This window comes from Mesorhizobium sp. WSM4850 (assembly GCF_055811735.1).
The window spans coordinates 380,855-401,952 of record NZ_JBVVPV010000001.1 but is presented as its reverse complement, the minus strand read 5'-3'; the positions used below and the strand labels follow the sequence as shown (position 1 = coordinate 401,952).

Annotated in this window: 25 protein-coding genes and 1 pseudogene; 11 read left to right on the top strand and 15 right to left on the bottom strand. The window is 61.6% G+C overall.

Translation table 11 applies throughout. The features are described 5' to 3' along the window. Positions 1-121: 121 nt before the first annotated feature. Entirely contained in the window at positions 122-1,144 is a 1,023-nt protein-coding gene (locus AC0L2Z_RS01930; RefSeq protein ID WP_473626422.1) for an oxygenase MpaB family protein, read from the bottom strand. A 147-nt stretch (positions 1,145-1,291) separates the two neighbouring features. Beyond that, positions 1,292-1,555 (bottom strand): DUF4242 domain-containing protein, encoded by a 264-nt coding sequence (locus AC0L2Z_RS01925; protein WP_128245646.1) that lies wholly within the window; start codon positions 1,553-1,555, stop codon positions 1,292-1,294. A 113-nt stretch (positions 1,556-1,668) separates the two neighbouring features. Here AC0L2Z_RS01925 and AC0L2Z_RS01920 point away from each other — a divergent pair, with 113 nt between their 5' ends. Continuing rightward, positions 1,669-2,583, top strand: coding sequence for a LysR family transcriptional regulator (locus AC0L2Z_RS01920; protein WP_128167658.1), 915 nt, complete (start codon positions 1,669-1,671; stop codon positions 2,581-2,583). A gap of 40 nt (positions 2,584-2,623) precedes the next feature. Here AC0L2Z_RS01920 and AC0L2Z_RS01915 read toward each other — a convergent pair. Then, positions 2,624-2,719 (bottom strand): annotated as a pseudogene (locus AC0L2Z_RS01915) (LysR family transcriptional regulator); the annotation flags it as partial. Positions 2,720-2,936: 217 nt separating this feature from the next. On the opposite strand from AC0L2Z_RS01915, the gene AC0L2Z_RS01910 reads away from it, so the two are divergent. The 4 genes from AC0L2Z_RS01910 (at position 2,937) to AC0L2Z_RS01895 (ending at position 6,050) form a co-directional block, all read left to right on the top strand. Further along, entirely contained in the window at positions 2,937-3,380 is a 444-nt protein-coding gene (locus AC0L2Z_RS01910) for a nuclear transport factor 2 family protein (RefSeq protein ID WP_473626421.1), read from the top strand. Positions 3,381-3,804: 424 nt separating this feature from the next. Next, on the top strand, positions 3,805-4,410 hold the full coding sequence (locus AC0L2Z_RS01905) for a class I SAM-dependent methyltransferase (protein WP_473626419.1): 606 nt from the start codon (positions 3,805-3,807) through the stop codon (positions 4,408-4,410). Further along, entirely contained in the window at positions 4,392-4,583 is a 192-nt protein-coding gene (locus AC0L2Z_RS01900) for a hypothetical protein (RefSeq protein ID WP_473626418.1), read from the top strand. Before AC0L2Z_RS01905 ends, AC0L2Z_RS01900 begins: the two co-directional genes overlap by 19 nt. 489 nt (positions 4,584-5,072) lie before the next feature. Continuing rightward, a complete protein-coding gene (locus AC0L2Z_RS01895) occupies positions 5,073-6,050 on the top strand; it encodes a transglycosylase SLT domain-containing protein (protein ID WP_473626622.1) in 978 nt (325 codons plus the stop codon). A 127-nt stretch (positions 6,051-6,177) separates the two neighbouring features. On the opposite strand, the gene AC0L2Z_RS01890 is transcribed toward AC0L2Z_RS01895, so the two are convergent. Beyond that, positions 6,178-6,786, bottom strand: a complete 609-nt coding sequence (locus AC0L2Z_RS01890; protein ID WP_023799312.1) for a YqgE/AlgH family protein — start codon at positions 6,784-6,786, stop codon at positions 6,178-6,180. Positions 6,787-6,954: 168 nt separating this feature from the next. On the opposite strand from AC0L2Z_RS01890, the gene AC0L2Z_RS01885 reads away from it, so the two are divergent. From AC0L2Z_RS01885 to AC0L2Z_RS01875, 3 genes are all read left to right on the top strand, one after another. Then, entirely contained in the window at positions 6,955-7,761 is an 807-nt protein-coding gene (locus AC0L2Z_RS01885; RefSeq protein WP_473626416.1) for a protein-disulfide reductase DsbD domain-containing protein, read from the top strand. Positions 7,762-7,882: 121 nt separating this feature from the next. Next, positions 7,883-8,383 carry a peroxiredoxin gene (locus tag AC0L2Z_RS01880; RefSeq protein ID WP_027152367.1) on the top strand — a complete coding sequence of 167 codons (501 nt, stop codon included), beginning with the start codon at positions 7,883-7,885 and terminating at the stop codon, positions 8,381-8,383. 116 nt (positions 8,384-8,499) lie between these two features. Next, positions 8,500-8,979, top strand: a complete 480-nt coding sequence (locus tag AC0L2Z_RS01875) for a DUF2938 domain-containing protein (RefSeq protein WP_473626620.1) — start codon at positions 8,500-8,502, stop codon at positions 8,977-8,979. Between the two features lie 53 nt (positions 8,980-9,032). Here the strand turns inward: AC0L2Z_RS01875 and rnhA are convergent, their stop codons facing one another. The 11 genes from rnhA to coxB form a co-directional block, all read right to left on the bottom strand. Then, positions 9,033-9,566: a ribonuclease HI gene (rnhA, locus tag AC0L2Z_RS01870; RefSeq protein WP_023799316.1), complete on the bottom strand. Its 534-nt coding sequence runs from the start codon at positions 9,564-9,566 to the stop codon at positions 9,033-9,035. Then, complete coding sequence (locus tag AC0L2Z_RS01865) at positions 9,563-10,525, bottom strand: homoserine kinase (protein WP_473626415.1); 963 nt, start codon at positions 10,523-10,525, stop codon at positions 9,563-9,565. The genes rnhA and AC0L2Z_RS01865 overlap by 4 nt, the downstream gene beginning before the upstream one ends. 5 nt (positions 10,526-10,530) lie before the next feature. Beyond that, complete coding sequence (gene ispH, locus AC0L2Z_RS01860; protein WP_027152363.1) at positions 10,531-11,541, bottom strand: 4-hydroxy-3-methylbut-2-enyl diphosphate reductase; 1,011 nt, start codon at positions 11,539-11,541, stop codon at positions 10,531-10,533. Positions 11,542-11,638: 97 nt separating this feature from the next. Then, complete coding sequence (locus tag AC0L2Z_RS01855; protein WP_473626414.1) at positions 11,639-12,391, bottom strand: SURF1 family protein; 753 nt, start codon at positions 12,389-12,391, stop codon at positions 11,639-11,641. Further along, positions 12,388-12,774 carry a DUF983 domain-containing protein gene (locus AC0L2Z_RS01850; protein ID WP_473626412.1) on the bottom strand — a complete coding sequence of 129 codons (387 nt, stop codon included), beginning with the start codon at positions 12,772-12,774 and terminating at the stop codon, positions 12,388-12,390. The genes AC0L2Z_RS01855 and AC0L2Z_RS01850 overlap by 4 nt, the downstream gene beginning before the upstream one ends. Positions 12,775-12,856: 82 nt before the next feature. Next, complete coding sequence (locus AC0L2Z_RS01845) at positions 12,857-13,738, bottom strand: cytochrome c oxidase subunit 3 (protein ID WP_473626411.1); 882 nt, start codon at positions 13,736-13,738, stop codon at positions 12,857-12,859. A 1-nt stretch (position 13,739) separates the two neighbouring features. Beyond that, complete coding sequence (locus AC0L2Z_RS01840; RefSeq protein ID WP_031254967.1) at positions 13,740-14,381, bottom strand: cytochrome c oxidase assembly protein; 642 nt, start codon at positions 14,379-14,381, stop codon at positions 13,740-13,742. An 8-nt stretch (positions 14,382-14,389) separates the two neighbouring features. Further along, entirely contained in the window at positions 14,390-14,551 is a 162-nt protein-coding gene (locus tag AC0L2Z_RS01835) for a hypothetical protein (protein WP_077381685.1), read from the bottom strand. A 2-nt stretch (positions 14,552-14,553) separates the two neighbouring features. Beyond that, positions 14,554-15,498: a heme o synthase gene (locus AC0L2Z_RS01830; RefSeq protein ID WP_473626409.1), complete on the bottom strand. Its 945-nt coding sequence runs from the start codon at positions 15,496-15,498 to the stop codon at positions 14,554-14,556. A 77-nt stretch (positions 15,499-15,575) separates the two neighbouring features. Then, complete coding sequence (gene ctaD, locus AC0L2Z_RS01825; protein ID WP_023799325.1) at positions 15,576-17,225, bottom strand: cytochrome c oxidase subunit I; 1,650 nt, start codon at positions 17,223-17,225, stop codon at positions 15,576-15,578. A gap of 37 nt (positions 17,226-17,262) precedes the next feature. Then, positions 17,263-18,141, bottom strand: coding sequence for a cytochrome c oxidase subunit II (coxB, locus tag AC0L2Z_RS01820; RefSeq protein WP_236387989.1), 879 nt, complete (start codon positions 18,139-18,141; stop codon positions 17,263-17,265). 375 nt (positions 18,142-18,516) lie between these two features. Here coxB and AC0L2Z_RS01815 point away from each other — a divergent pair, with 375 nt between their 5' ends. From AC0L2Z_RS01815 to AC0L2Z_RS01805, 3 genes are all read left to right on the top strand, one after another. Continuing rightward, the gene (locus AC0L2Z_RS01815) at positions 18,517-19,107 is read left to right on the top strand and encodes an invasion associated locus B family protein (RefSeq protein WP_473533882.1); all 591 of its coding nucleotides are present in this window, start codon (positions 18,517-18,519) and stop codon (positions 19,105-19,107) included. A 242-nt stretch (positions 19,108-19,349) separates the two neighbouring features. Further along, the gene (tldD, locus tag AC0L2Z_RS01810; protein ID WP_473519708.1) at positions 19,350-20,762 is read left to right on the top strand and encodes a metalloprotease TldD; all 1,413 of its coding nucleotides are present in this window, start codon (positions 19,350-19,352) and stop codon (positions 20,760-20,762) included. Positions 20,763-20,805: 43 nt separating this feature from the next. After that, positions 20,806-21,087 carry an AbrB/MazE/SpoVT family DNA-binding domain-containing protein gene (locus AC0L2Z_RS01805; RefSeq protein WP_128167669.1) on the top strand — a complete coding sequence of 94 codons (282 nt, stop codon included), beginning with the start codon at positions 20,806-20,808 and terminating at the stop codon, positions 21,085-21,087. Positions 21,088-21,098: the final 11 nt, after the last annotated feature.

Genomic DNA, 21,098 nt, shown 5'->3' with positions numbered 1-21,098 from the left:
GGCGGCTACCAGCGGAGCATGTCCGACAGCCTGCCAGGTCGAAATGATAGGAAGTTCCGGCTCCGCTGATCGTCGCTTTCGGGCCCTTCGCTGGACATTCCCCAACACGAGATACGCGCCCTTAGGGCGGCCCTTGCCGCACTTTTAACCCGTCGCTTTCCCTTATGCGGGCATCAAATCCCGCATGATCGCGACCGTGCTGCTCGTGTCTAGGTGCCTTCTGTCGGCGATAGAGATAGTTCTCGGGAAGACCGAGGCGACGGCTCGACTGGACGGCCGGAGATGAAGGGAGCACGATGCGCTCGCAGATTGCAGCCGTCGTCTTCACAAAAGCACGCTCCCACGGATTCAACGTCCAGTGGTCGCCGAGTGCCAACCGCTTGCGGACCCAGCGGGGCAGGATCTCGACAGCCGCCTTCAGAAATGGCCGCTGAAGCGGTTGAGCCACCCCCGGCAAGACGGGAACGTCTTCCATGATCTGCAGGAATTCCAGGACGATCGGCGATGCGACGAGTCTTTGCCTCATCACGTCGAACAGCGCGTAAAGCTCGGCCTGCGACGTGGGCGCGTCAACCGCACCATAGAGAAGCGCGACGGGGCGAGCCTCGGCAAACATCGCATCCCGTTCGAAAAAACGCAGTCGATGCACATAGACGTGATAGGCCTCCATGAAGCCAAACCCGGCCGTCGCTTGCACCCAGTCCAGCAACTCCGGGTCGGTGGCGTGGTATGGCTCACCTTCGCTGGTTCGGCCTGAAACGCGCCCATGCCTCCTGACGACACCTTCAATCATGGCCTTGGCCTTGGTCCGGGGACCGTAGACCGTGACCAAGGCGGCGAGGCCGGTGCGCCGTAATCGTCGGAGCGCGTCGGAGCGGAATGTGCTGTGCTGCCAAATGGCGTCGCGAACCCGCGGCTCTGCCAATTCGAGCAGCACCGCCGTAACCCCGCCGATGAACAGCGCAACCGGGTTCTTGAAAATACGCCACGACACCGAGCTGGGCGGCAACAGCGCCGGCTCGCCCTGCGGGGTCGAGAAGTCCATCTGCGATCCGAGCCGCTGGCGCATGAACGACTGCGCAAGGGTGTCCACACGACGCTCAAGCAGGCGAGGCAGAGGAAGGGTGCCCGAATTGCCAAACATGCTCCGACTCTCCTGGCAACGCGTGTGGCTGGCGATGCAGCACGAACGACTTGGCCCTTCCGTCGTTCCAAAGATTCAAACTGGCGCGCTGCATAACTCCGCAAGAACACCGCCCGGACAGTCATCACGAGCCCGATCGCGCCGGCCCTATGGGGTGAGATCGAGCGCCGGCACGATTCTGTGATAGGGCAGCCCCGCCTCGTCGTTTAGACGCTTCACGTCGACATCGGAGGCAGCGTCAAACAGGCACATGCAGCGCCCGTCCTCCGGTGCGAAGGTCGAGCGCAGGTAGCTGATGTCGGTCCCGTTGGAGGCCATCTCGGCGGCTTTGCTGATTGCCGCCTTCTGCGCATCTCCCAGCGCTTCCATGCTGATGCCCTTGAGATCGCGTTCCACCATGTAGACAGTCATTTCCTTCTCCTCCTGTGAACAGTGACCCCAAGAGTTGAATGCAGCGGCGGGCGAAAGAGAACGACATTTTTTCTATCGATCGATAGCCGACAGTTATCGATGAAAGGATTACAATGTCGTTTCGTGGAACCGCCTCGGGAGGGCTCGCCATGGAGATGTTTCAGGTCCGCTACGTGCTTGCCGCCGCGAAGATGCTGAACTTCACCAAGGCCGCCACTGATTGCAACGTGTCTCAGCCGGCGCTCACCAAAGCGGTCAAGACGCTCGAGGATGAGCTTGGCGCGCCCTTGTTCCACCGCGAAGGAAGGCGCGTCCTCCTGAGTGAGTTCGGACGCTCCATTCTGCCGCATCTTCAGCAGATCATGCAGGAGGCCCACGCAACCAGAACGCTTGCCGACAATTTCAGGCTGCTCAACCAGGTGCCGATCCGCCTCGGCGTCATGTCGACCATCGGCCATGTGAAACTCGCCCGGTTCCTCGCAAAGTTCCAGCGCGACTATCATGGCGTCGAGCTTGAAGTGAGCGAGGCGAGCGTTCAGGAACTGAAAAACAGGCTTGAGCAAGGCGATCTCGATCTTGCCGTTCTCAATCCGCTGGAGGGATTGGGAGCGGCGTTCCGCGTCCATGATCTCTACAGTGAGCGTTACGTCGTCGTATTCGCGCCGGATCACCGGCTTGCGAGCCTCAATGCAATCAAGTTGGTCGATCTCTCTCAAGAACCGTATGTCGATCGTCTGTCCTGCGAAATGCGGGACCTGGTGATGGGTGCGTGCCGGGAAAGAAACGTCAGCCTTTATGCCCGTTTTCGTTCCGAACGCGAGGATTGGATCCAATCAATGGTGCTGGCGCGGATCGGCTTCGCCTTCATGCCTGAATATTCGGTGACATCGCCTGAACTTTTGCAGCGTCCGCTGATCGAACCCGCGGTGGCACGCACGGTGTCCCTGGCTAGCGTTCCGGGCCGGCCCTATAGCCCGGCGACGGCGGCAATGGTCCGAGCTGCCCAGACGTTCGATTGGCCAGGCTAGGTGATTATTGCTGAGGCGTGAGCTTTGCTGATTTGAGATGCGTCAGATTCAACCTCTCGGCCGCTCGGCCCACGTGGCACTCGTCGGGCACGATCTCAAACAGAACGAGGAGGTTGAGATCAATTCTGTTCAGCATGTCGATGAAATCGTATCACTGGATTCAGCATCATCGAAGTGCGATCTCCTGAGCAAGCGGAGCAGCGCAAGGCGCGCTTCGCATCGGAAACAGCTGCAGGAGCACCCGCATGCCAGTATCACGACGTTCCCTTCTCGCCGCAGCAAGCGCTGGCGTGGCATTGTCACAAACTGCAAGATTAACGAACGCCTCGGCACAGGCTCTTGCGGAGCCTGCCATGGACCAGACGGTTGCCGATCTCGTCGAGCGGTCTGCGGAAGCAAATTCGGCGCTGATGCGCGGGGAGATAACGAAGTACTACGAGGTGACCCCACATACCGGGGACTTCCTGCTGATGTCTCCATTCGGCGGAAAGCCCACGCGGGCTGCTGAACTGACTGCGGAGCGGATCGAGGCGATGGGCCGCTTTTTCAAGAACGGCACCTTCGAGCACGAACTTCTTCAAGCCTATGGTTCCGCCGACATGGTGGTCCTCGCGATCATTGAACGCCCGCATGTCGAGGTCGGCGGTCTGCCAGCCCAGGATTGGCCGCTGCGGGTTACCTTGGTCTATCGCCGCGAAGAGGCGGAATGGCGCTTGGTGCATCGGCACGCTGACCCCCTGGTCAAGGGCGTGAGCCTGGAGCAGGCGGCGGCCCTTGCACGCGGCGAAGCCGCGTGATGCGAAGAGTGTTGCCATCCCGACGGAGCGCTCTGGCTGCTGGTCCAAAGCCCGCTGAAGGTTTTCGCTTCTCGTCGATGCAAAACGTCATTCTATGGCGCCAAATGTGGCCCGACGCGCCTTGCGGGCACCTGCTGGTGCCGGTGAAGTAGATCTGCCACAGTCATGCGCCCTGCTCGCTACAGACGGTTGAAAACGGCTGAAAGCAACGCCTGAAGTCAGGGCCACGTTGCCGAGCCTGATCGCGCCTTGCGGATCCTCGAAACGCCAGGCGCGGACTCTCATTCTCCGGCCGCTTCACCTATGCGAGCCTGACTGCCCGAAAGCCGCATAGATTGTTCACGTGCGATGGGTAGTTGTCCTGTTGGATCTAGCGCGGGTGAAGGGTCACAATGGTCGGATGGAAATTTGAGGGAGGACGATCATGACCTTGCCCAGCTACGCAATGAACCAGGTAAGTTTCCCGGAGATGTACGAGCGGTGGCTCGTCGGCCCTCTCTTCCGTCCATGGGCCGAGATGGCTCTTGACGAGTTGGAATTGTCTTCGGGCGATCGCGTACTCGATATCGCTTGTGGAACGGGAATAGTGGCGCGCGTTGCAAGAGAGCGGCTCGGTGGAGCCGGATTTATCGTCGGTATCGACGTCAGCGCGGACATGCTTGCCGTGGCGCGGGCTGTAGAACTAGCCATCGACTGGCGCCAGGGCAATGCCGGCGAGTTGCCTCTGCGTAGTGGTGAGACGTTCGACGTGGTCGTCTGCCAGCAAGGACTGCAGTTCTTTCCTGACAAACCCGCGGCGGCGGCGCAGATGCGTCGCGCGCTGACGAAGGGCGGCAGGCTGGCGATCGCCACGTGGCGCCCGGACGACGAAATCCCGTTCTTTCGCGAACTGCGCCGCGTCGCGGAGCGCCATCTGGGCGCCATCGCCGATCAACGGTACTGCTGCGAGACGCCGGCTTCCACGAGGTCCGATCGAGGATTGTTTCGCGCACCATCCATTTCGGGGAAGGCGTGCCTTTCCTGCATTTGAATACGATGGCGCTGGTCGGGATGAGTTCCTTAGCCAAGGATTTGGGTGATCAGGAACGCAAGCGCGTCGTGGAGGCGATCGTGAGCGAGAGTGCGCCCGTGCTGCAACCATACACCATCGGGTCGGGACTGGCCTTCGAGCTCAGCACCAATCTGGCGACAGCCAAAGGCTAAATGATCTCTCACCAACGGAGATCTGGTTCGATCGAGTATTGTGACGAGAATGGCTGCTCATTCACAATCTGCCGTTCGAGAACCGAAAGGATTGCCCGGCTGCGGTCGAGGGCAGACCACCTCAGGGAAATTTCTGCTCGCCAATCGAGGGGCTTCACAAGCAACGCATCGGCTACGCAGCCCTCGATTAAACCAGCTTGTTTTACATTTCGAATTATTTTGCCGCACTGTGGCCATTGTGCCGCCATTATCCATGACTAGTTGAATGAAGCACTGACCGTTCTTCTTGTCTTTTTCGACGTTGACGGCTCAACGTTGGAAATAGACCTGCCCCAAAATATCTGGGCGGCTAGACAAGGAACGGAGGGGGACCTGGCGTCACTCCAAAGAAGATTTGAATTCTTTGCTTGCGGAGCCTTCGTCCTTTCGGGCGGACGGCCTTTCTCGAAAAGGATGGCGGGGCTTGGCCTGGCGGCGACCGTGGCAGCCATGCCATGGCCGGTCTATTCGGGAGTCCTGGTCAACGGCGTGACCGAAGCCGCGGTTGCCACTGCTGTTCCGTTCTCGGCTCTGAGTTTCCCCTCGGCCGCGCCCGAGTTCGACATCATCGATCCAGACACCATATCGACCTCTGGACGCGAGGGAGAACGCACGCTGGCCGAGGCATTGAAGGGCACCGTCTCCATCCTTTCCGAAGGCGCGGAACAGATCGTCATCGGCATGTCGATCCACGAGTTCGGCGAGTATAAGGTGTCGCAGCACATCGCCAGCGAAATCCTTCGTGCAGCCAAGGACACCCAATTTCCTGCCGATACGCTTTTTGCGATCGCCGAAAAGGAATCCTCCTTCGACATCAACAATCGCCCGTCTAAAGGGTCGGCGCTTGGTCTTATGCAATTCCTCGACCAGACATGGCTCGAGGCGGTGAAGAAGCACGGTGCAGAATTCGGCCTGGGCGACGAAGCGGAACTGATACGGACCCGCCCCGAGGGCAAACGCGAATACCATTTCGTCGAGGACAAGGCCGAAGAACAGCGCATCCTTGAATTCAGGCGCGATCCCTATCTGTCGGCGGCACTTGCGGCCAAGAACCTTCTTGCGGCCAAGCAACGCATCGAAGCTCGTCTTGAGAAGGCCATGGATGAAAGGGATCTCTACCTCCCCCATTTCCTTGGCACCAACGGGGCAGCAGCGCTCCTGTCGAATGCCGATGAGAAGCCCAATGCCACGGCCAGCACAATCTTCCCCAAGGCGGCACGCTTCAATATTGCGATCTTCAAGGCCGAGGGAAAACAGCTCACCGTCGGCCAGTTTCACCAGCGCCTGCGCTCCTTCCTGGAAGCCCGCATCGGCAAATACAGCGATGTCGAAACGCGCGTGAAACAGGCTGACCTGTCCTGGACGTCGGGTTTCGAGAATCTCGTCTACGATCTGGGCAAACGGCTGGCGATGGCAATGCGGCGGTAACCAGCCAGGTATCGGGTTTTCACTTCTAAAGCGCGTCGCGTTGATCGGCCTCACGCGACGCGCTTTAGGTTGTCGTTTTATGCATGTCGCTATCGCAAAACCGCTACACACTTTTGCGCGACATGCATTAGGCGTGACCGGCGGCCAGGCTGAGATGCGCGAGGTCGATACCGATCGAAGCGAGTATCCGGTCGTATTTGCGCTCGATGTCAGTATCGAACAGAAGCTCCGCATTTGCCGGGCAGGTCAGCCAACCGTTCTCGGCGATTTCGCTTTCCAGCTGACCGGCGCCCCAGCCCGAATAGCCGAGCGCCATCAGCGCGTGCCGAGGCCCGCGGCCCGACGAAATGGCGCGCAATATGTCGACGGTCGCGGTCAGGCAAATGTCGTCGGAGACGGCCAGCGACGATTCCACCCGGTAGTCGCCCGAATGCAGGACGAAGCCGCGGCTGCGGTCCACCGGTCCGCCGTTGCGGACGACGAAGTCGCGGGCCTGCGCGGGCAAGCGGATCGCCTCCTGTTCGTTCATGATGCCGAGTTGCACGAGCAGATCCGGAAACAGCATCTGCTGTGTCTGGTTGATGACCAGGCCCATCGCGCCTTCGTCGCTGTGCGCGCAAATATAGATGACGGAGCGCGTGAAGCGGTCGTCCTTCATGCCGGGCATGGCAATCAGGAACTGGTCGTCGAGAAAGCCGCGTCCCGCAGCCATCTTCTTGTGGCGCAACAAGTCCATGAGGGGAGCGTAACGCGTTTCTGGAGCGCCGAAAAGATGCGCCGCGCGCGATTTGGTCGCAGATGTGCATCCAAGGCACGCAAAGCTGTGCCCGAGGTCACGCAAATATGATAGCAGCGACGCCATGAAGTCATTGCGCAGCCATGAACGGACGCTCAAATCACCGCCATGCAAAGCTTGAAGGTCCTGTTGCTCAGCGCCGCTGTCGGATGTGGAACCGGTCTTCCCGCCGCAGCCTCCTCGTCGATCTGGTATGAAAGCGAAGGCGGCAAAGTACGCCTTGTGACCAGCGGCAAGCCCGACACAGCCGGACGCATCCATGGCGTCCTCGATATTTCGCTCAAGCCTGGCTGGAAAACCTACTGGCGCGATCCGGGCGACGCGGGCGTGCCGCCGCAAATCGATATCTCGGCCAGCACCAACATTGCCAACGCGACGTTTTCGTTTCCACCACCCCAGCGCCACGACGACGGCTCCGGCAAATGGGCCGGCTACGACCATCCGGTTTCGCTGCCGGTAACGTTCACGCTGTCGGCGCCGAACGAGCCGGCCGTCATCGTTGCCGATATCTTTCTCGGAATTTGTGAGACGATCTGCATCCCGGTGCAAACAAAGCTGACCATCGATCCGGGCTCCGATCCGGACAATGTCGAAGACGCCGCTTTGGTGAAGGCGGCGCTTGCAACGCTGCCTGCTCCCGCAAGACCCGATTTCGGCGTCAATATCCTGCCGGGCGACCGCGCGACACTGATTGTCGAGGCGAGCTTTCCGGGCAATCCCAGAGCAGCGGATTTCTTCGTCGCCGGCGAGCGGGACTACATGTTCGGCGTGCCGGCCCGCAGCGAAAAGGACGGCAAGCTGGTGTTTACCGTGCCGATCCTCGACAGACCGACGACGACGCCGACGGATGGCGGACTTTACTACACGCTGACAACTGCGGCCGGCGCCGTCGAAGGCCTGCTGCCGTTCCCTTGATCCCCAGCAAGGGATGTTCAGATCGAACATCCCTTGCTCCGGCCACCCCGACAGTTGCGGGAAACGGCTGAATTCGCTATCGCAAGGACACTCCCTTCCATTTGTCAAAACGAGGACCACGATGATGATTGCCGTTGGCGACAAGCTGCCCCAAGCGACCTTCAAGACGATGACTGCCGACAGCGCAAAAGCGATCACGACGGCCGAGATTTTCTCGGGAAAGAAGGTGGTGCTGTTCGCTGTTCCCGGCGCTTTCACGCCGACCTGCTCCAACAACCATCTGCCCGGCTTTCTGGATAATTACGACGCCATCCTGGCGCGCGGCGTCGACACCATCGCCGTCGTCGCCGTCAACGATGTTCACGTAATGGGCGCCTGGGCCCGCTTCAGCGGCGGTGAAGGCAAGATCCTCTATCTTGCCGACGGCAATGGCGATTTCGTCAAGTCGATCGGTCTCGACGCCGACCTTTCCGGCGGTGGCATGGGGCTGCGCTCGAAGCGGTTTTCGATGATCGTCGACGACGGCAAGGTCGCCGCGCTCAATGTCGAGACAAAGCCTGGCGTTGATGAATCCGGTGCTGCTCACATTCTCGGACAGCTTTCCGTTTTGGCGACAGCATAGGCCGAGGTTGCCGCGGTCCTTGGCCTGACGATCGCGCTCGTTTCGGCAGCCGCGCGTCCAATTGGGCGTGCAAAGAACGCTGTTCGGGAATTGCCTGCTTTTAGGGGACCTCAATGATGTTTGACCACTTCTGGCGCGCTGTGGCGATCGGCATCGGCGCCACGGCGCTCATGGACCTCTGGGCGATTTTCCTGAACACGGTGTTTGCTCAGCCACGGCCGAACTGGGGACTGGTTGGTCGCTGGGTCTGGCACCTGAGGGACGGCAAGGTCTTCCATGACGATATCGGCGAGGCAGCACCCTATGCACATGAATCGGCGCTGGGCTGGGCCTTCCACTATTTTGTGGGCATCGTCTACGGCATCGTTCTGGCCGTTTTGGCGGGAGCGGCGTGGCTGGCCGCGCCGACCTTCCTGCCGGCCTTCATCCTCGGCATCGTCACCGTAGGCGCCGGCTGGTTCCTGCTGGCGCCCGGCATGGGCGCCGGCTGGGCCGCGTCAAAGCGCCCCAACCCGATGCAGATCCGCGCCCTCAACCTCGTATCGCATTCTGTGTTCGCGCTCGGACTTTTCGGCACAGCGCTGCTGATCCGCTGAATATGGCGGACCAGACTGGTCAGTAGTCCAGACTGGTCAGTAGCCCAGACTGGTCAGTAGCTTTGGGTCGAGCGGCGCAATTTCCTGGCTGCCGGCTGTTTGGCTTGGGTGTTTTCCCCAGCCGAAACGGGCGCGGGCCTGGCCGTCTTGTTCTTGAACGGCGCCATGCCGAGCCGCGCCAATTCGTCGGCACGCTCGTTCTCCGGATGGCCGGCATGGCCCTTGACCCAATGCCAGATCACCTGATGACGGTTGCGCGCCTCGTCGAGCGCCTGCCACAGTTCGGCATTCTTCACCGGTTGCCTGGCAGCGGTCTTCCAGCCGTTGCGCTTCCAGCCGTCGATCCAGCTGAAAATGCCGTCCTTGACATAGTTGCTGTCGGTATAAAGATCGACCGCACAGGGTTCTTTCAGCGCATTGAGCGCCGAGATGGCGGCCAAAAGTTCCATGCGGTTGTTGGTGGTAGCAGCCTCGCCGCCCGACAGTTCCTTCGTGACGCCCTTGAAGCGCAGGACAGCCCCCCAGCCGCCAGGCCCCGGATTGCCCGAACAGGCACCATCGGTAAAGATTTCGACACGCTTGGTCATGTCAGTCCGTATTCGGAAGGAGATTTGATCGCCCGGTGGAAACGCATACGCCTGATATATTCGGTCGGATCGCGTTTCACGACCAGCCCGCCGTTGGCAATGATCAGCCAGTCGTAAAGCCGGGTCAGCATGAAGCGCAGTGCCGAGCCGCGCGCCAGCATCGGCAGCGCAGTTTTCTCTTCGCCGCTCAAGGACCGCACGCTTTGGTAGCCGGCAAGCAGCGCCGTGCCCTTGGTCAGGTTGAAGGAAAAATCCTTCTCGAAGCACCAGGCATTGAGGCAGGTAGCGACATCATAGGCGTAGAGATCGTTGCAGGCGAAATAGAAGTCGATCAGCCCCGACAGTTTCTCGCCGAGGAAGAAGACGTTGTCGGGGAAAAGATCGGCATGGATGATGCCTTCCGGCAGGCCGTTCGGCCAGTTCCTCTCGAAATCAGCGAAGTCGGCATCGACCTCGGCCGCCAGTCCCGGCTCGACCTCGTCGGCGCGAGGGCGAGAGGCGCTCCACAGCTTGCGCCAGCCATCGATGGCAAGGGCATTCGGACGGGTCATCGGAAAGTCGGCGCCGGCCAGATGCAGCGCCGCCAGCGCCTTGCCGACCTCGCCGCAGTGCGCTGATGTCGGCCGCCGCAGCGAAACGCCTTCGAGGAAGGTGATGATGACCGCCGGCCGGCCGGCAAGCGTTCCGATGACGTCGCCATCATGCGCGGTCACCGGAAGCGGGCAGGAAATGCCCTTCCTGGCGAGATGGCTCATGAGGCCGAGGAAGAACGGCAGGTCGGCCTTGTCGACGCGCTTTTCGTAGAGCGTCAGGATGTAGGAGCCGCTGGTCGTGTGCAGCAGGAAGTTCGAGTTCTCGGTGCCTTCGGCTATGCCCTTGTAGGACAGGAGATCGCCGACTGGATAGGCCTTCAGGAACGCGCCGAGCTCGCCTTCGTTGACGTCGGTGTAGACCGCCATGAACCTTACGCGGCCCCGTTGACGAAAGCCATGTCGGCGGCCGTCAGCTCGACGTCGCGCAGCACCCGCATCACCGGAAAATCCTCGGTTTCCGTCGCCGTCACCGCCAGCTCGATGGTTACGTCGAAGCGCTGCCGGAACGCATCGATGATCTCGTCGACGATGATTTCCGGCGCCGATGCACCTGCCGACAGGCCGAGCGTCGAGATGCCGGCAATCTCGGTCCATGGAATCTCGGAGGCGCGCTGCACCAAAAGCGACATCGAGGCGCCAGCGCGTTCGGCCACTTCGACGAGACGCCGCGAATTTGAGGAGTTGGGAGCACCGACGATCAGGAAGAGATCGGCACCCGCGGCGGTCTCCTTTACCGCTTCCTGGCGATTGGTGGTGGCATAGCAAATCGATTCCGCTGCCGCCGCATGCAAATCGGGAAAACGATCCTTAAGCACCCGAATGATGCCGGCGGTGTCCTCGACCGACAGCGTCGTCTGGGTGACGAACCCGAGCGCCTGCGGGTCGGCGGGCACCAAATTCGCGGCATCGGCTTCGGTCTCGATCAAGGTGACGGCGCCGTCCGGCAACTGCCCCATCGTGCCGATCACTTCCGGGTGGCCGGCATGGCCGATCAGAAGCACGTGACGGCCGAGCCGCTGATGGCGCATTGCCTGCTTGTGGACCTTCGACACCAGCGGGCAGGTGGCGTCGAGATAGAAGAGGTTGCGCGCCTGGGCGTCCGCCGGCACCGACTTCGGCACGCCATGCGCCGAAAAGACGACCGGGCTCTGGCGATGCTCAGCCGGTATCTCGGAGAGCTCCTCGATGAACACCGCACCGAGGCTTTGCAGCCCCTCGACGACGTAGCGATTATGCACGATCTCGTGGCGAACATAGACCGGCGCGCCGTATTTCTTCAGCGCCAGGACGACGATCTGGATGGCGCGGTCGACGCCGGCGCAGAAGCCGCGCGGCTGGCAGAGCCTTATCGTCAGCGGTGGCTTTGTCGTCGTGTGAAGCATGATTCCCGGCCGGTTGGTCGTAGCGTGAACTGAAGTCTTGAACTCAAGGCGCGAAATGAGGTGCGCACCCCTGCCCTGTCAAGGGCACCAGTGCTGATCATTCTTTCGCCGGGCGGCGAAGCCTGAAGATGAGGACGCCGGCAAGGGCAGCGGCAAGGCCGTACCAGGTTACGGCGTATTGCAGATGGCTGTTCGGCAGCTCGATGATTGTAACGCCGCCGACCGGCAGCCCGCCCGGGTTCGGCGTGGCGTCCGCGTCGATAAAGAATGGCACCAGCCCCGCACCTGCCGGCAGACCGGCGCTGGCCGCCATGGCGTCGCGATCCTTCCAGTAGAAGATGTTTTTCTGCGGATCATTGTCGGGAAGCATCATCGAGGGCTTTGCCGGCAGCGGATTGCGGGCGAGCCCCGTCACCGTCACCTGGCCCGCACCCTGGCTTTGCGGACGCTTGGCTGCGTCCTTGAGATCGTACGGCACGAAGCCGCGATTGATCAGAACGAAGCGCCCGTCCTCCAGATGCAAGGGCGTGAAGACATCGAAACCGGACTGGCCTTCCCAGGTCGCGAAGAAATGTCGCTCGCCTTGATGCAGGAAGGTGCCTGATGCCGTCACCGGCGTGTAATCCACATCGCCGCTGGCGGCAAACCGCTTTTCGACCTCGGCCAACGGCACGGGCGCTGAGTGCGTGCGCTGGTCGATGGTCTGGAGAAGACCCTCTTTCCAGTACAGGCGCTGGAGCTGCCAGGTGCCGAGCGCCAGCAGGATGAAGAACAGCACGAGGCCAAGCCCAAGCAGCAATGCCGTCTTCGGCCGCGAACGGCCCGCAATCGAAGCGGATGTCGTGCTCATTCGCCGAGGTCCAGCCTGCCCTCTGCCGCCTTGTTGCGGTATTGCAGCGTCAGGAGCACGCCCTTGATCAGCCTGAGCGCGCCCAGGCAAAGCACCAGCGTCAGCGGTATCCACAGCAGGAAATGCAGCCAGAGCGGCGGGCTGAGCGTCACCTCCATCCACAGCGCCAGCCCGACGACGATGAAGCCGATGATCAGGATGACGAACACCGCCGGACCGTCGCCGGCATCGGCGTAGGAATAGTCGAGGCCGCAATTGGCGCAGCGTCCGCCGACGGTGAGGAAGCCGGAAAACAGCCGGCCCTCGCCGCAGCGCGGGCAGCGGCCGTGCAGGCCAGCCGAAATCGGATCGATTGCTGGCCAGATCGCCTTGTCGTCGCTCATTGCGATACTTTAGTGCCCTTCACTCCAAAAGGTAAGGCGGCCACGTCGCCGCAGCCGCCTCATCGATTTCCTCAGGAAGATTTCAGTGGCCTTCGATGACCGCGCCGCTCGAGGCCCAGACATAGATCGACGCGAACAGGAACAGCCAGACTACGTCGACGAAGTGCCAGTACCAGGCGGCGGCCTCGAAGCCGAAATGGTGCTTGGGCGTGAAGTCGCCCTTCATCGCGCGGACCAGGCAGACCAGCAGGAAGATGGTGCCGATGATGACGTGGAAGCCGTGGAAGCCGGTCGCCATGAAGAAAGTGGCGCCGTAGATCGAATCCCTGAAGCCGAACGGCGCGTGCATGTATTCGTAAGCCTGCACCATGGTGAACAGGATGCCGAGACCGACGGTCAGCACCAGGCCGTTGATGAGCCCCTTGCGGTCGCCATGAAGCAGCGCGTGGTGCGCCCAGGTCACCGTAGTGCCCGACAGAAGCAGGATGACGGTGTTGTAGAGCGGCAGGTGGAAGGGGTCGAGGACCTCAACGCCCTTCGGCGGCCAGACACCGCCGGTGAAGGTGGCGCGGGCATATTGCTGTGCCTCGCCGGGAAACAGGCTGGCGTCGAAGAAAGCCCAGAACCAGGCGACGAAGAACATCACCTCGGAAGCGATGAACATCATCATGCCGTAGCGCAGATGCAGCGACACAACACGCGTGTGGTGGCCTTCATGCGCTTCCCTGATGGTATCCGACCACCAGGCGTACATGGTGTAGATGACGATCAAGAGGCCGATGAAGAACAGCCACGGATTGGCGATGTTGAAGCCGAAGATCGGGAAATCGCCGCCCTTGAGATACTGCATGTAACAGACGCCGCCGATCGCGGTGACCAACGCGCCGACCGAGCCGAGGAATGGCCACGGGCTCGGGTCGACGAGGTGGTAGTCATGTTGTGGTTTTGCGTGCGCGTCTGCCATATCAACCCCCGAGGCTTCGTTCGGTATGTGAAACTTTGTTGCTTGTGCCTTCGGCCGGCACTGTCGACGCCACCGGCTTGGTCTTCTCGTTCTTCTCGACCGGGAACATCGTGTAGGACAGGGTAATCGTCTTCAGGTCCTTCAATTCCGGCGCATTGACGATGTCGGGATCTACATAGAACACGACCGGCATGTCCAGCGTCTCGCCAGGCTTCAGCGTCGTATCGGTAAAGCAGAAACACTCAACCTTGTTGAAGTAAGACCCCGCAAATTCCGGCTGCACATTAAAGGTCGCGCGGGCCGTCGTGGCGCGGACGAACTTGTTGGTCGCGCTATAATGCGCCTGCGCCGTCTCGCCTATCTTGATGGTGACGGAGCGGGCGACCGGCTCGAACTGCCAGGGCACGCCGGCCGTGTTGGCGTCGAAACGGATGGTGATATCGCGGTCGAGCACCCGGTCGGCATATTGCTGCGTTGCGCGTTTCACAGTGCCGCCGTAACCGGTCGCCTGGCAGAACATCGCGTAGAGCGGCACCGCGGCATAGGCCATCCCGATCATGCCGCCGAAAAAGGCGATGCAGACGCCGGCGACGACGCGGTTGGTGTTCTTCTTTTGAGGATTGGTCACTGTTTGGCGGTTCATCTTGAGCCTCACATCGTTCCGGTGAGGTTGTGACCGAATTTCACGACGGTCGCGATGTAGAAGATGACGACAAGCACCGCCAGCGCCAGGCCGATGGCTACCGAGCGGTTGCGCCGGGCCTTCTGTTGGCGCTCCGTCAGCGTGACGAGTTCAAGCTTCTTGTCGGCCATGGTCATGCTCCGCCCGTGGCCAGCGCGCGCCCGACAACGCAGTCGGCAAGGTAGATGGCGAAGATGGCGAAGAGGTAGAGCAGCGAGTAGCCGAACAATGCCTTGGCTGGCTTCATCACATGGTCGTCATCCGCCATCCGCAGCACCTGCCACGCATACCAGACGAAGCCGGCGCCAAGCAGCACCGCAAGGACGCCATAGACGGGTGTGGTGAAGCCGAGCGCCCATGGCAGCACGCCAACCGGCGCAAGGATCAGCGCATAGGCGAAGATCTGGCGTCGGGTCGAAGCCTGGCCGGCGACATTCGGCATCATCGGGATGCCGGCCCTGGCATAGTCCTCGGACTTGAAGAGGGCGAGCGCCCAGAAATGCGGCGGCGTCCACAGGAAGATGATCAGGAACAGGACGACGCTTTCCAGGCTGACGGTTCCGGTCACCGCGGCCCAGCCGATCACCGGCGGAATGGCGCCGGCAGCACCGCCGATGACGATGTTCTGCGGGGTCCAGCGCTTCAGCCACATCGTGTAGACGACGGCATAGAAGAAGATGGTGAAGGCCAGGAGCGTCGCCGACAACCAATTGACCAGCACGCCGAGCGTCATCACCGACAGCACCGCCAGCACCAGGCCGAAACTCAGCGCCTCGCCTGGCCGGATGCGGCCGGCCGGCACCGGACGGCTGGCGGTCCTGGTCATCACCGCATCGATATCGGCGTCATACCACATGTTGAGCGCGCCGGACGCGCCAGCACCAATGGCAATAGCCAGGATCGCGATCACCGCCAGAAGCGGATTGATGGCCACAGGTGCCGCGACCAGGCCGACAAAGGCGGTGAACACCACCAGCGACATGACGCGCGGCTTCAACAGTGCGAAGAAATCGCCCGCCGTCGCTTCCGACATGCGAAAGCCCGGTTCGTCAGTCAAGGTGTCGTCGACAAGCGCCATGCGTACTTAAAGTCCATCATTCCGTTGGCCAAAACCGCCGGGCGAACCGGCGATTCAGTATTCGCCCAGGCAGAAGCCTATTTGATCTTCGGCAGCTGTTCCCACTGGTGGAAGGGCGGCGGCGAAGGCAGCTGCCATTCAAGCGTCGTCGCACCCTCGCCCCATGGATTGGCGCCGGCCACCCGCTTCTTCTGGAAGGCCTCGAACACGCCATAGAGGAAGATGACCACGCCGACGGCCGAAATATACGAGCCGTAGGACGACACCATGTTCCAGCCGGCAAACGCATCCGGATAGTCGATGTAGCGGCGCGGCATGCCTGAAAGTCCGAGGAAATGCTGCGGGAAGAAGACGAGGTTGACGCCGACGAAGGTAACCCAGAAGTGGGTATTGGCGATGACAGGCGAATACATGTAGCCGGTCATCTTCGGGAACCAGTAGTACCAGCCGGCGAAGATGGCAAAGACCGCGCCCAGCGACAGCACATAATGGAAATGCGCGACCACGTAATAGGTGTCGTGCAGCGGGCGGTCGAGACCGGCATTGGCAAGCTGGACGCCGGTAACGCCGCCGACGGTGAACAGGAAGATGAAGCCAATCGCCCACAGCATCGGGGTCTTGAGCGAAATCGACCCGCCCCACATGGTGGCGATCCACGAGAATATCTTCACGCCCGTCGGCACCGCGATAACCATCGTGGCGAAGACGAAATAGCGCTGCGTGTCGAGCGACAGGCCGGTCGTGTACATGTGGTGCGCCCAGACGATGAAGCCGACCGCCCCGATCGCGACCATGGCATAGGCCATGCCGAGATAGCCGAAGATAGGCTTCCTGGAGAAGGTCGAGACGATGTGGCTGACGATGCCGAAGCCCGGCAGGATCAGGATGTAGACTTCCGGGTGCCCGAAAAACCAGAACAGGTGCTGGAACAGGATCGGGTCGCCGCCGCCGTCGGGCGCGAAGAAGGTGGTGCCAAAATTGCGATCGGTCAAAAGCATGGTGATGCCGCCGGCCAGAACCGGAAGCGACAGCAGCAGCAGGAAAGCGGTGATCAGCACCGACCAGGCGAACAGCGGCATCTTGTGCAGCGTCATGCCAGGCGCGCGCATGTTGAAGATGGTGGTGATGAAATTGATGGCGCCGAGGATCGATGAGGCGCCGGCGATGTGCAGCGACAGGATCGCAAGATCCATCGCCGGTCCGGGCTGGCCCGAGGTCGATAGCGGCGGATAGATCGTCCAGCCGCCGCCGACGCCGTAGGCGCCAGGCGCGCTCGGCACGAAGGCCGAGATGATCAGAAGGATGAAAGCCGGTGGCAGCAACCAGAACGAGACGTTATTCATGCGCGGGAATGCCATGTCCGGCGCGCCGATCATGATCGGCACCATCCAGTTGGCGAAGCCGCCGATCAACGCCGGCATGACCATGAAGAAGATCATGATCAGCGCATGGGCGGTGGTGAAGGCATTGTACATGTTCTTGCCGCCGTCGAGCGCAGCGTCGGCGTTCAAGCCGTAGACCATCTGCGCCAGGCCGGTGAAAATCTGGATCCCAGGCTCCTGCAGTTCCATACGCATGACGACCGAAAGGGCACCGCCGACGCAGCCCGCCATGATCGCGAAGATCAGGTAGAGTGTGCCGATATCCTTGTGGTTGGTCGAATACACCCACCGCACCCAGCCATGATACGGCTTGTGGTCGTGGTCGTGAGCTGCAGCGTCTGCCATGTTCGGCTCCGTTCCCTGATCTTTTCTGGTCGCGGCATCAGTTGCCGGCGGCCGCTACCTTGTCTTTGCCGTCGACCTCGGCCATCAGCGCCTTGTTGGCGCCGGGAAGGTCGGTGCCGGCTGCTGCCAGCCAGGTCTTGTACTGGGCGTCGGAGACGACGCGGATCGCGATCGGCATGAAGGCGTGGTCCTTACCGCAGAGCTCCGAGCACTGGCCGTAATAGAGGCCTTCCTTTTCCGCCTTGAACCAGACCTCGTTGATGCGACCCGGAACCGCGTCGGTCTTGATGCCGAAGGACGGCATGGCAAAGGCGTGGATCACGTCTGCCGCCGTCACCAGCACCCGGGTCATGGTGTTGACCGGCACCACCATCTCGTTGTCGACGGCGAGCAGGCGCGGATAAGCGCCGCGGTCCTCCTTGCCGGCCGCGGCGCGGTCAGAATCCGCCAGGATCGCCGAGTTGAAGGAAAGCGTGTTTTCGGTCTGGTATTCGTAATCCCAGTTCCACTGGTTTCCCGTCGCCTTGACGGTCAGCTTGGCTTCCTCCGGCGGCGTGTATTGCGCAGTCAAGAGCTGGAACGAGGGGATGGCGAGCAAGAGCAGGACGACGACCGGCCCGACCGTCCAGATTACCTCAATCAGCGTGTTGTGGCTGGTGCGCGACGGGGTCGGGTTGACGCTCGCGCGAAACTTCAGGATGCAATAGGCGATGAGAAAGAGCACGAAGAGGGTGATCGGCACGATGAACCACAGCGTATAGTGCTCGAACCGGGCGATCTGCCGCATCATGTCGGTGGCTGCGGGCTGGAAGGTCATCTCCCACGGCGCAGGCTGGGCCGCATGGGCGGATGCACCGGTGAACAGTGTGGCGGCAGCGCTTGCCAGGAGTTTGGCGCCTGCTAGGAATTTTCTCATTGCCGTCATCATCTCCCAGTTCCTCGCGATCGGACCGCAAGAATATCGAACAACGCCGGGACGGGAATCCCGGATAGTCCCGAGGCTGGTTCAAACCATACTCTATTTGCCTCTGCAAGAAAGGAGCGGGGGAAACCGTGCGGCATTTTTGCGCGCAAGCGCGGCTGCGCCTTGTGGCGGCGGCCGCGGCGGTGTCGGACCCGCGAACGCCCGAGCGGCGGAGTGTCCCGGCAAAATGCGACGGGCCGTCGCAATTCGGGCGAATTTGGCACGGAAAAGCGCACAATTGCCTTGGTCGAGGCAGGCCGGCAGTGGTCTCATCCTTTACTTGCCCTTGGCGCGGCTTAAAGTGCCGTGATTCGCAATGGAGCCGTCATGAACTCTTGGCTTTGGGGACTTGGGCTTTCGAGACTTGGGCTTTCGAGAAGCTTGTCGAACGTCATCCTTCTCGCTGCCGTGTCTTGCGTTGGCCTTGCTGGGATCGGCCTGTCCTATGTTGGCTCGTTTGGCCTCAGCCAGGCCAATGCCGCGCAGCCAAGCGGCAAGGTGCGGACGACGCATGGCGCATGGTCGATCATCTGCGACACGCCGGCTGGCGCCACATCGGAACAATGCGTGATGATGCAGAACGTCGTCGCCGAAGACCGTCCCGAGATGGGGCTTTCCGTCGTCGTGCTGCGCACCGCCGACAACAAGGCCGAAATCCTGCGCGTGCTGGCGCCGCTCGGCGTGCTGCTGCCCAACGGGCTCGGCCTCAATGTCGACGGCAAAGATATCGGCCGGGCCTATTTCGTGCGCTGCTTCCAGGACGGCTGCTATGCCGAGGTCATTCTCGAAAAGCCACTGCTCGATACGCTGAAGACCGGAACGTCAGCCACCTTCATCGTCTTCCAGACGCCGGAGGAAGGCATTGGCATCCCGGTCGAGCTCAAGGGTTTCGCCGACGGTTTCGCCGCGCTGCCTTGAGACGGCGCGAGAGGCCCAAAACCCTGCTGACGAAAATGGGATTGTGACCGCCTTTGGCTACAGCGCCGCGCATCCAAGGACGCGCAAAGAACGCTGTAGCGCTTCGATTTTGCGCATGATCCTTTCCGAAAATCGATTCCGATTTTCGGGGTCATGTACAGACAATGGTCATTGCCGATTGTCTGGGCGCACCTTCGCGCCTACATCGTGAGGACAATCTCTTTCCACGGACGGACCGCGCCATGAACAGCCTGATCGGCCAATTCGACATTTCCGACGATCGCATCAAGCAGATCGTCGCCGAGACCATCAACGGCGCCGACGACGGCGAGCTGTTCCTCGAATACAGCGAGAGCGAAGCGCTGATGTTTGACAATGGCCGGCTGAAGACCGCCAATTTCAACACAGACCAAGGCTTTGGCCTGCGCGCGGTCGCCGGCGAAGCGAGCGGCTACGCGCATTCCAGCGATCTTTCGGAAGCATCGCTGCTGCGCGCGGCCGACGCTGTGTCAACCGTCAAGAGCGGCTATTCCGGCACGCTTGCTGCGGCTCCCGCCCGCACCAACCGCCATCTCTATGGCGACGACAACCCGATCCCCTCGCCCTCCTTCGAGGCCAAGGCCAAGCTCCTTCAGGAAATCGATGCGTGGCTGCGAGCCGAGGATCCGCGCGTGCGGCAGGTGACGGCGTCGCTCGCCGCCTCCTGGCAGCATGTCGAGATCGTGCGTGCCGACGGCCAGATGGTGCGCGACATCCGCCCGCTGGTCAGGATCAACGTGTCGGTGGTGGTCGGCAACGGCGACCGCCAGGAGAGCGGCTCCTTCGGCATGGGCGGACGCAAAGGGTTTGGCGAATTCCTGGTCGAGGACAGCTGGAAACACGCCGCCAAGGAGGCGCTGCGGCAAGCGCTGGTCAACCTCGAGGCCATTCCGGCCCCCGCCGGCACCTTTGACATCGTGCTGTCCAGCGGCTGGCCGGGCGTCATGCTGCACGAGGCCGTCGGCCACGGGCTGGAAGGCGACTTCAACCGCAAGAAGACATCGGCCTTCGCCGGGCTGATGGGCCAGCAGGTGGCAGCAAAAGGTGTCACCGTCGTCGACGACGGCACCATGGCCGAGCGGCGCGGCTCGCTGACCGTCGACGATGAAGGCACGCCGTCGGCCCGCAATGTGCTGATCGACGACGGCAAGCTTGTCGGCTATATGCAGGATCGCCAGAACGCCCGGCTGATGGGCATGAACGCCACCGGCAACGGACGGCGCGAAGGCTACGCGCACCAGCCGATGCCGCGCATGACCAACACCTATATGACTTCAGGAGACATGGAGCCGGACGAAATCATCGCCTCGGTCAAGAACGGCATCTATGCCGTCTCCTTCGGCGGCGGCCAAGTCGACATCACCTCGGGAAAATTCGTGTTCGGCTGCACCGAGGCCTACATGATCGAGAACGGCAAGGTGACGCAGCCGATCAAGGGCGCCATGCTGATCGGCAATGGGCCGGATGCCATGCATCGGGTTGCGATGATCGGCAACGACATGAAGCTCGACACCGGCATCGGCATGTGCGGCAAGGCCGGCCAGGGCGTGCCGGTCGGCGTCGGCCAGCCGCACCTCAGGATGAATCAGATGACGGTTGGCGGCACAAGGGTTTGATGGAAGCTGCGGTTTTTGTCTTACATTCAGAGGATGCGCCGCGATGGCCAACCCGAAAAGACTCGTAATCACCGTCTCGACCAAGGGGCAGGTCACCCTGCCCAGCGCGATCCGCAAGCGGAGGGAATGGGACGCCGGCACACGTCTTCTGGTCGAAGATACTCCAGAGGGCGTGCTCCTGAAGCCTGCACCAGTCTTCGCCGAGACACGGCCAGAAGACGTGTTTGGATCCCTGCCCCGTAGGGACAGGCCGAAGACGTTGGAAGAAATGGACGTGGGCGTGCTGGCCGAAGCGCGGCGGCGCGGCCGGTTCGAACTGCCCTAAAGCGCGTCGCG

Coding starts and splice junctions, on each gene's coding strand:
- AC0L2Z_RS01930 (WP_473626422.1), bottom strand. CDS start 1,144: ATGTTTGGCAATTCGGGCACCCTTCCTCTGCCTCGCCTGCTTGAGCGT.
- AC0L2Z_RS01890 (WP_023799312.1), bottom strand. CDS start 6,786: ATGGACTTGTTGCGCCACAAGAAGATGGCTGCGGGACGCGGCTTTCTC.
- AC0L2Z_RS01840 (WP_031254967.1), bottom strand. CDS start 14,381: ATGAACCGCCAAACAGTGACCAATCCTCAAAAGAAGAACACCAACCGC.
- AC0L2Z_RS01895 (WP_473626622.1), top strand. CDS start 5,073: ATGCCATGGCCGGTCTATTCGGGAGTCCTGGTCAACGGCGTGACCGAA.
- AC0L2Z_RS01905 (WP_473626419.1), top strand. CDS start 3,805: ATGACCTTGCCCAGCTACGCAATGAACCAGGTAAGTTTCCCGGAGATG.
- AC0L2Z_RS01875 (WP_473626620.1), top strand. CDS start 8,500: ATGTTTGACCACTTCTGGCGCGCTGTGGCGATCGGCATCGGCGCCACG.
- AC0L2Z_RS01850 (WP_473626412.1), bottom strand. CDS start 12,774: ATGAGCGACGACAAGGCGATCTGGCCAGCAATCGATCCGATTTCGGCT.
- rnhA (WP_023799316.1), bottom strand. CDS start 9,566: ATGACCAAGCGTGTCGAAATCTTTACCGATGGTGCCTGTTCGGGCAAT.
- AC0L2Z_RS01855 (WP_473626414.1), bottom strand. CDS start 12,391: ATGAGCACGACATCCGCTTCGATTGCGGGCCGTTCGCGGCCGAAGACG.
- AC0L2Z_RS01865 (WP_473626415.1), bottom strand. CDS start 10,525: ATGGCGGTCTACACCGACGTCAACGAAGGCGAGCTCGGCGCGTTCCTG.
- coxB (WP_236387989.1), bottom strand. CDS start 18,141: ATGAGAAAATTCCTAGCAGGCGCCAAACTCCTGGCAAGCGCTGCCGCC.
- AC0L2Z_RS01845 (WP_473626411.1), bottom strand. CDS start 13,738: ATGGCAGACGCGCACGCAAAACCACAACATGACTACCACCTCGTCGAC.
- AC0L2Z_RS01910 (WP_473626421.1), top strand. CDS start 2,937: ATGGACCAGACGGTTGCCGATCTCGTCGAGCGGTCTGCGGAAGCAAAT.
- ctaD (WP_023799325.1), bottom strand. CDS start 17,225: ATGGCAGACGCTGCAGCTCACGACCACGACCACAAGCCGTATCATGGC.
- AC0L2Z_RS01925 (WP_128245646.1), bottom strand. CDS start 1,555: ATGACTGTCTACATGGTGGAACGCGATCTCAAGGGCATCAGCATGGAA.
- AC0L2Z_RS01830 (WP_473626409.1), bottom strand. CDS start 15,498: ATGGCGCTTGTCGACGACACCTTGACTGACGAACCGGGCTTTCGCATG.
- tldD (WP_473519708.1), top strand. CDS start 19,350: ATGAACAGCCTGATCGGCCAATTCGACATTTCCGACGATCGCATCAAG.
- AC0L2Z_RS01920 (WP_128167658.1), top strand. CDS start 1,669: ATGTCGTTTCGTGGAACCGCCTCGGGAGGGCTCGCCATGGAGATGTTT.
- AC0L2Z_RS01885 (WP_473626416.1), top strand. CDS start 6,955: ATGCAAAGCTTGAAGGTCCTGTTGCTCAGCGCCGCTGTCGGATGTGGA.
- AC0L2Z_RS01880 (WP_027152367.1), top strand. CDS start 7,883: ATGATGATTGCCGTTGGCGACAAGCTGCCCCAAGCGACCTTCAAGACG.
- AC0L2Z_RS01805 (WP_128167669.1), top strand. CDS start 20,806: ATGGCCAACCCGAAAAGACTCGTAATCACCGTCTCGACCAAGGGGCAG.
- ispH (WP_027152363.1), bottom strand. CDS start 11,541: ATGCTTCACACGACGACAAAGCCACCGCTGACGATAAGGCTCTGCCAG.
- AC0L2Z_RS01835 (WP_077381685.1), bottom strand. CDS start 14,551: ATGGCCGACAAGAAGCTTGAACTCGTCACGCTGACGGAGCGCCAACAG.
- AC0L2Z_RS01815 (WP_473533882.1), top strand. CDS start 18,517: ATGAACTCTTGGCTTTGGGGACTTGGGCTTTCGAGACTTGGGCTTTCG.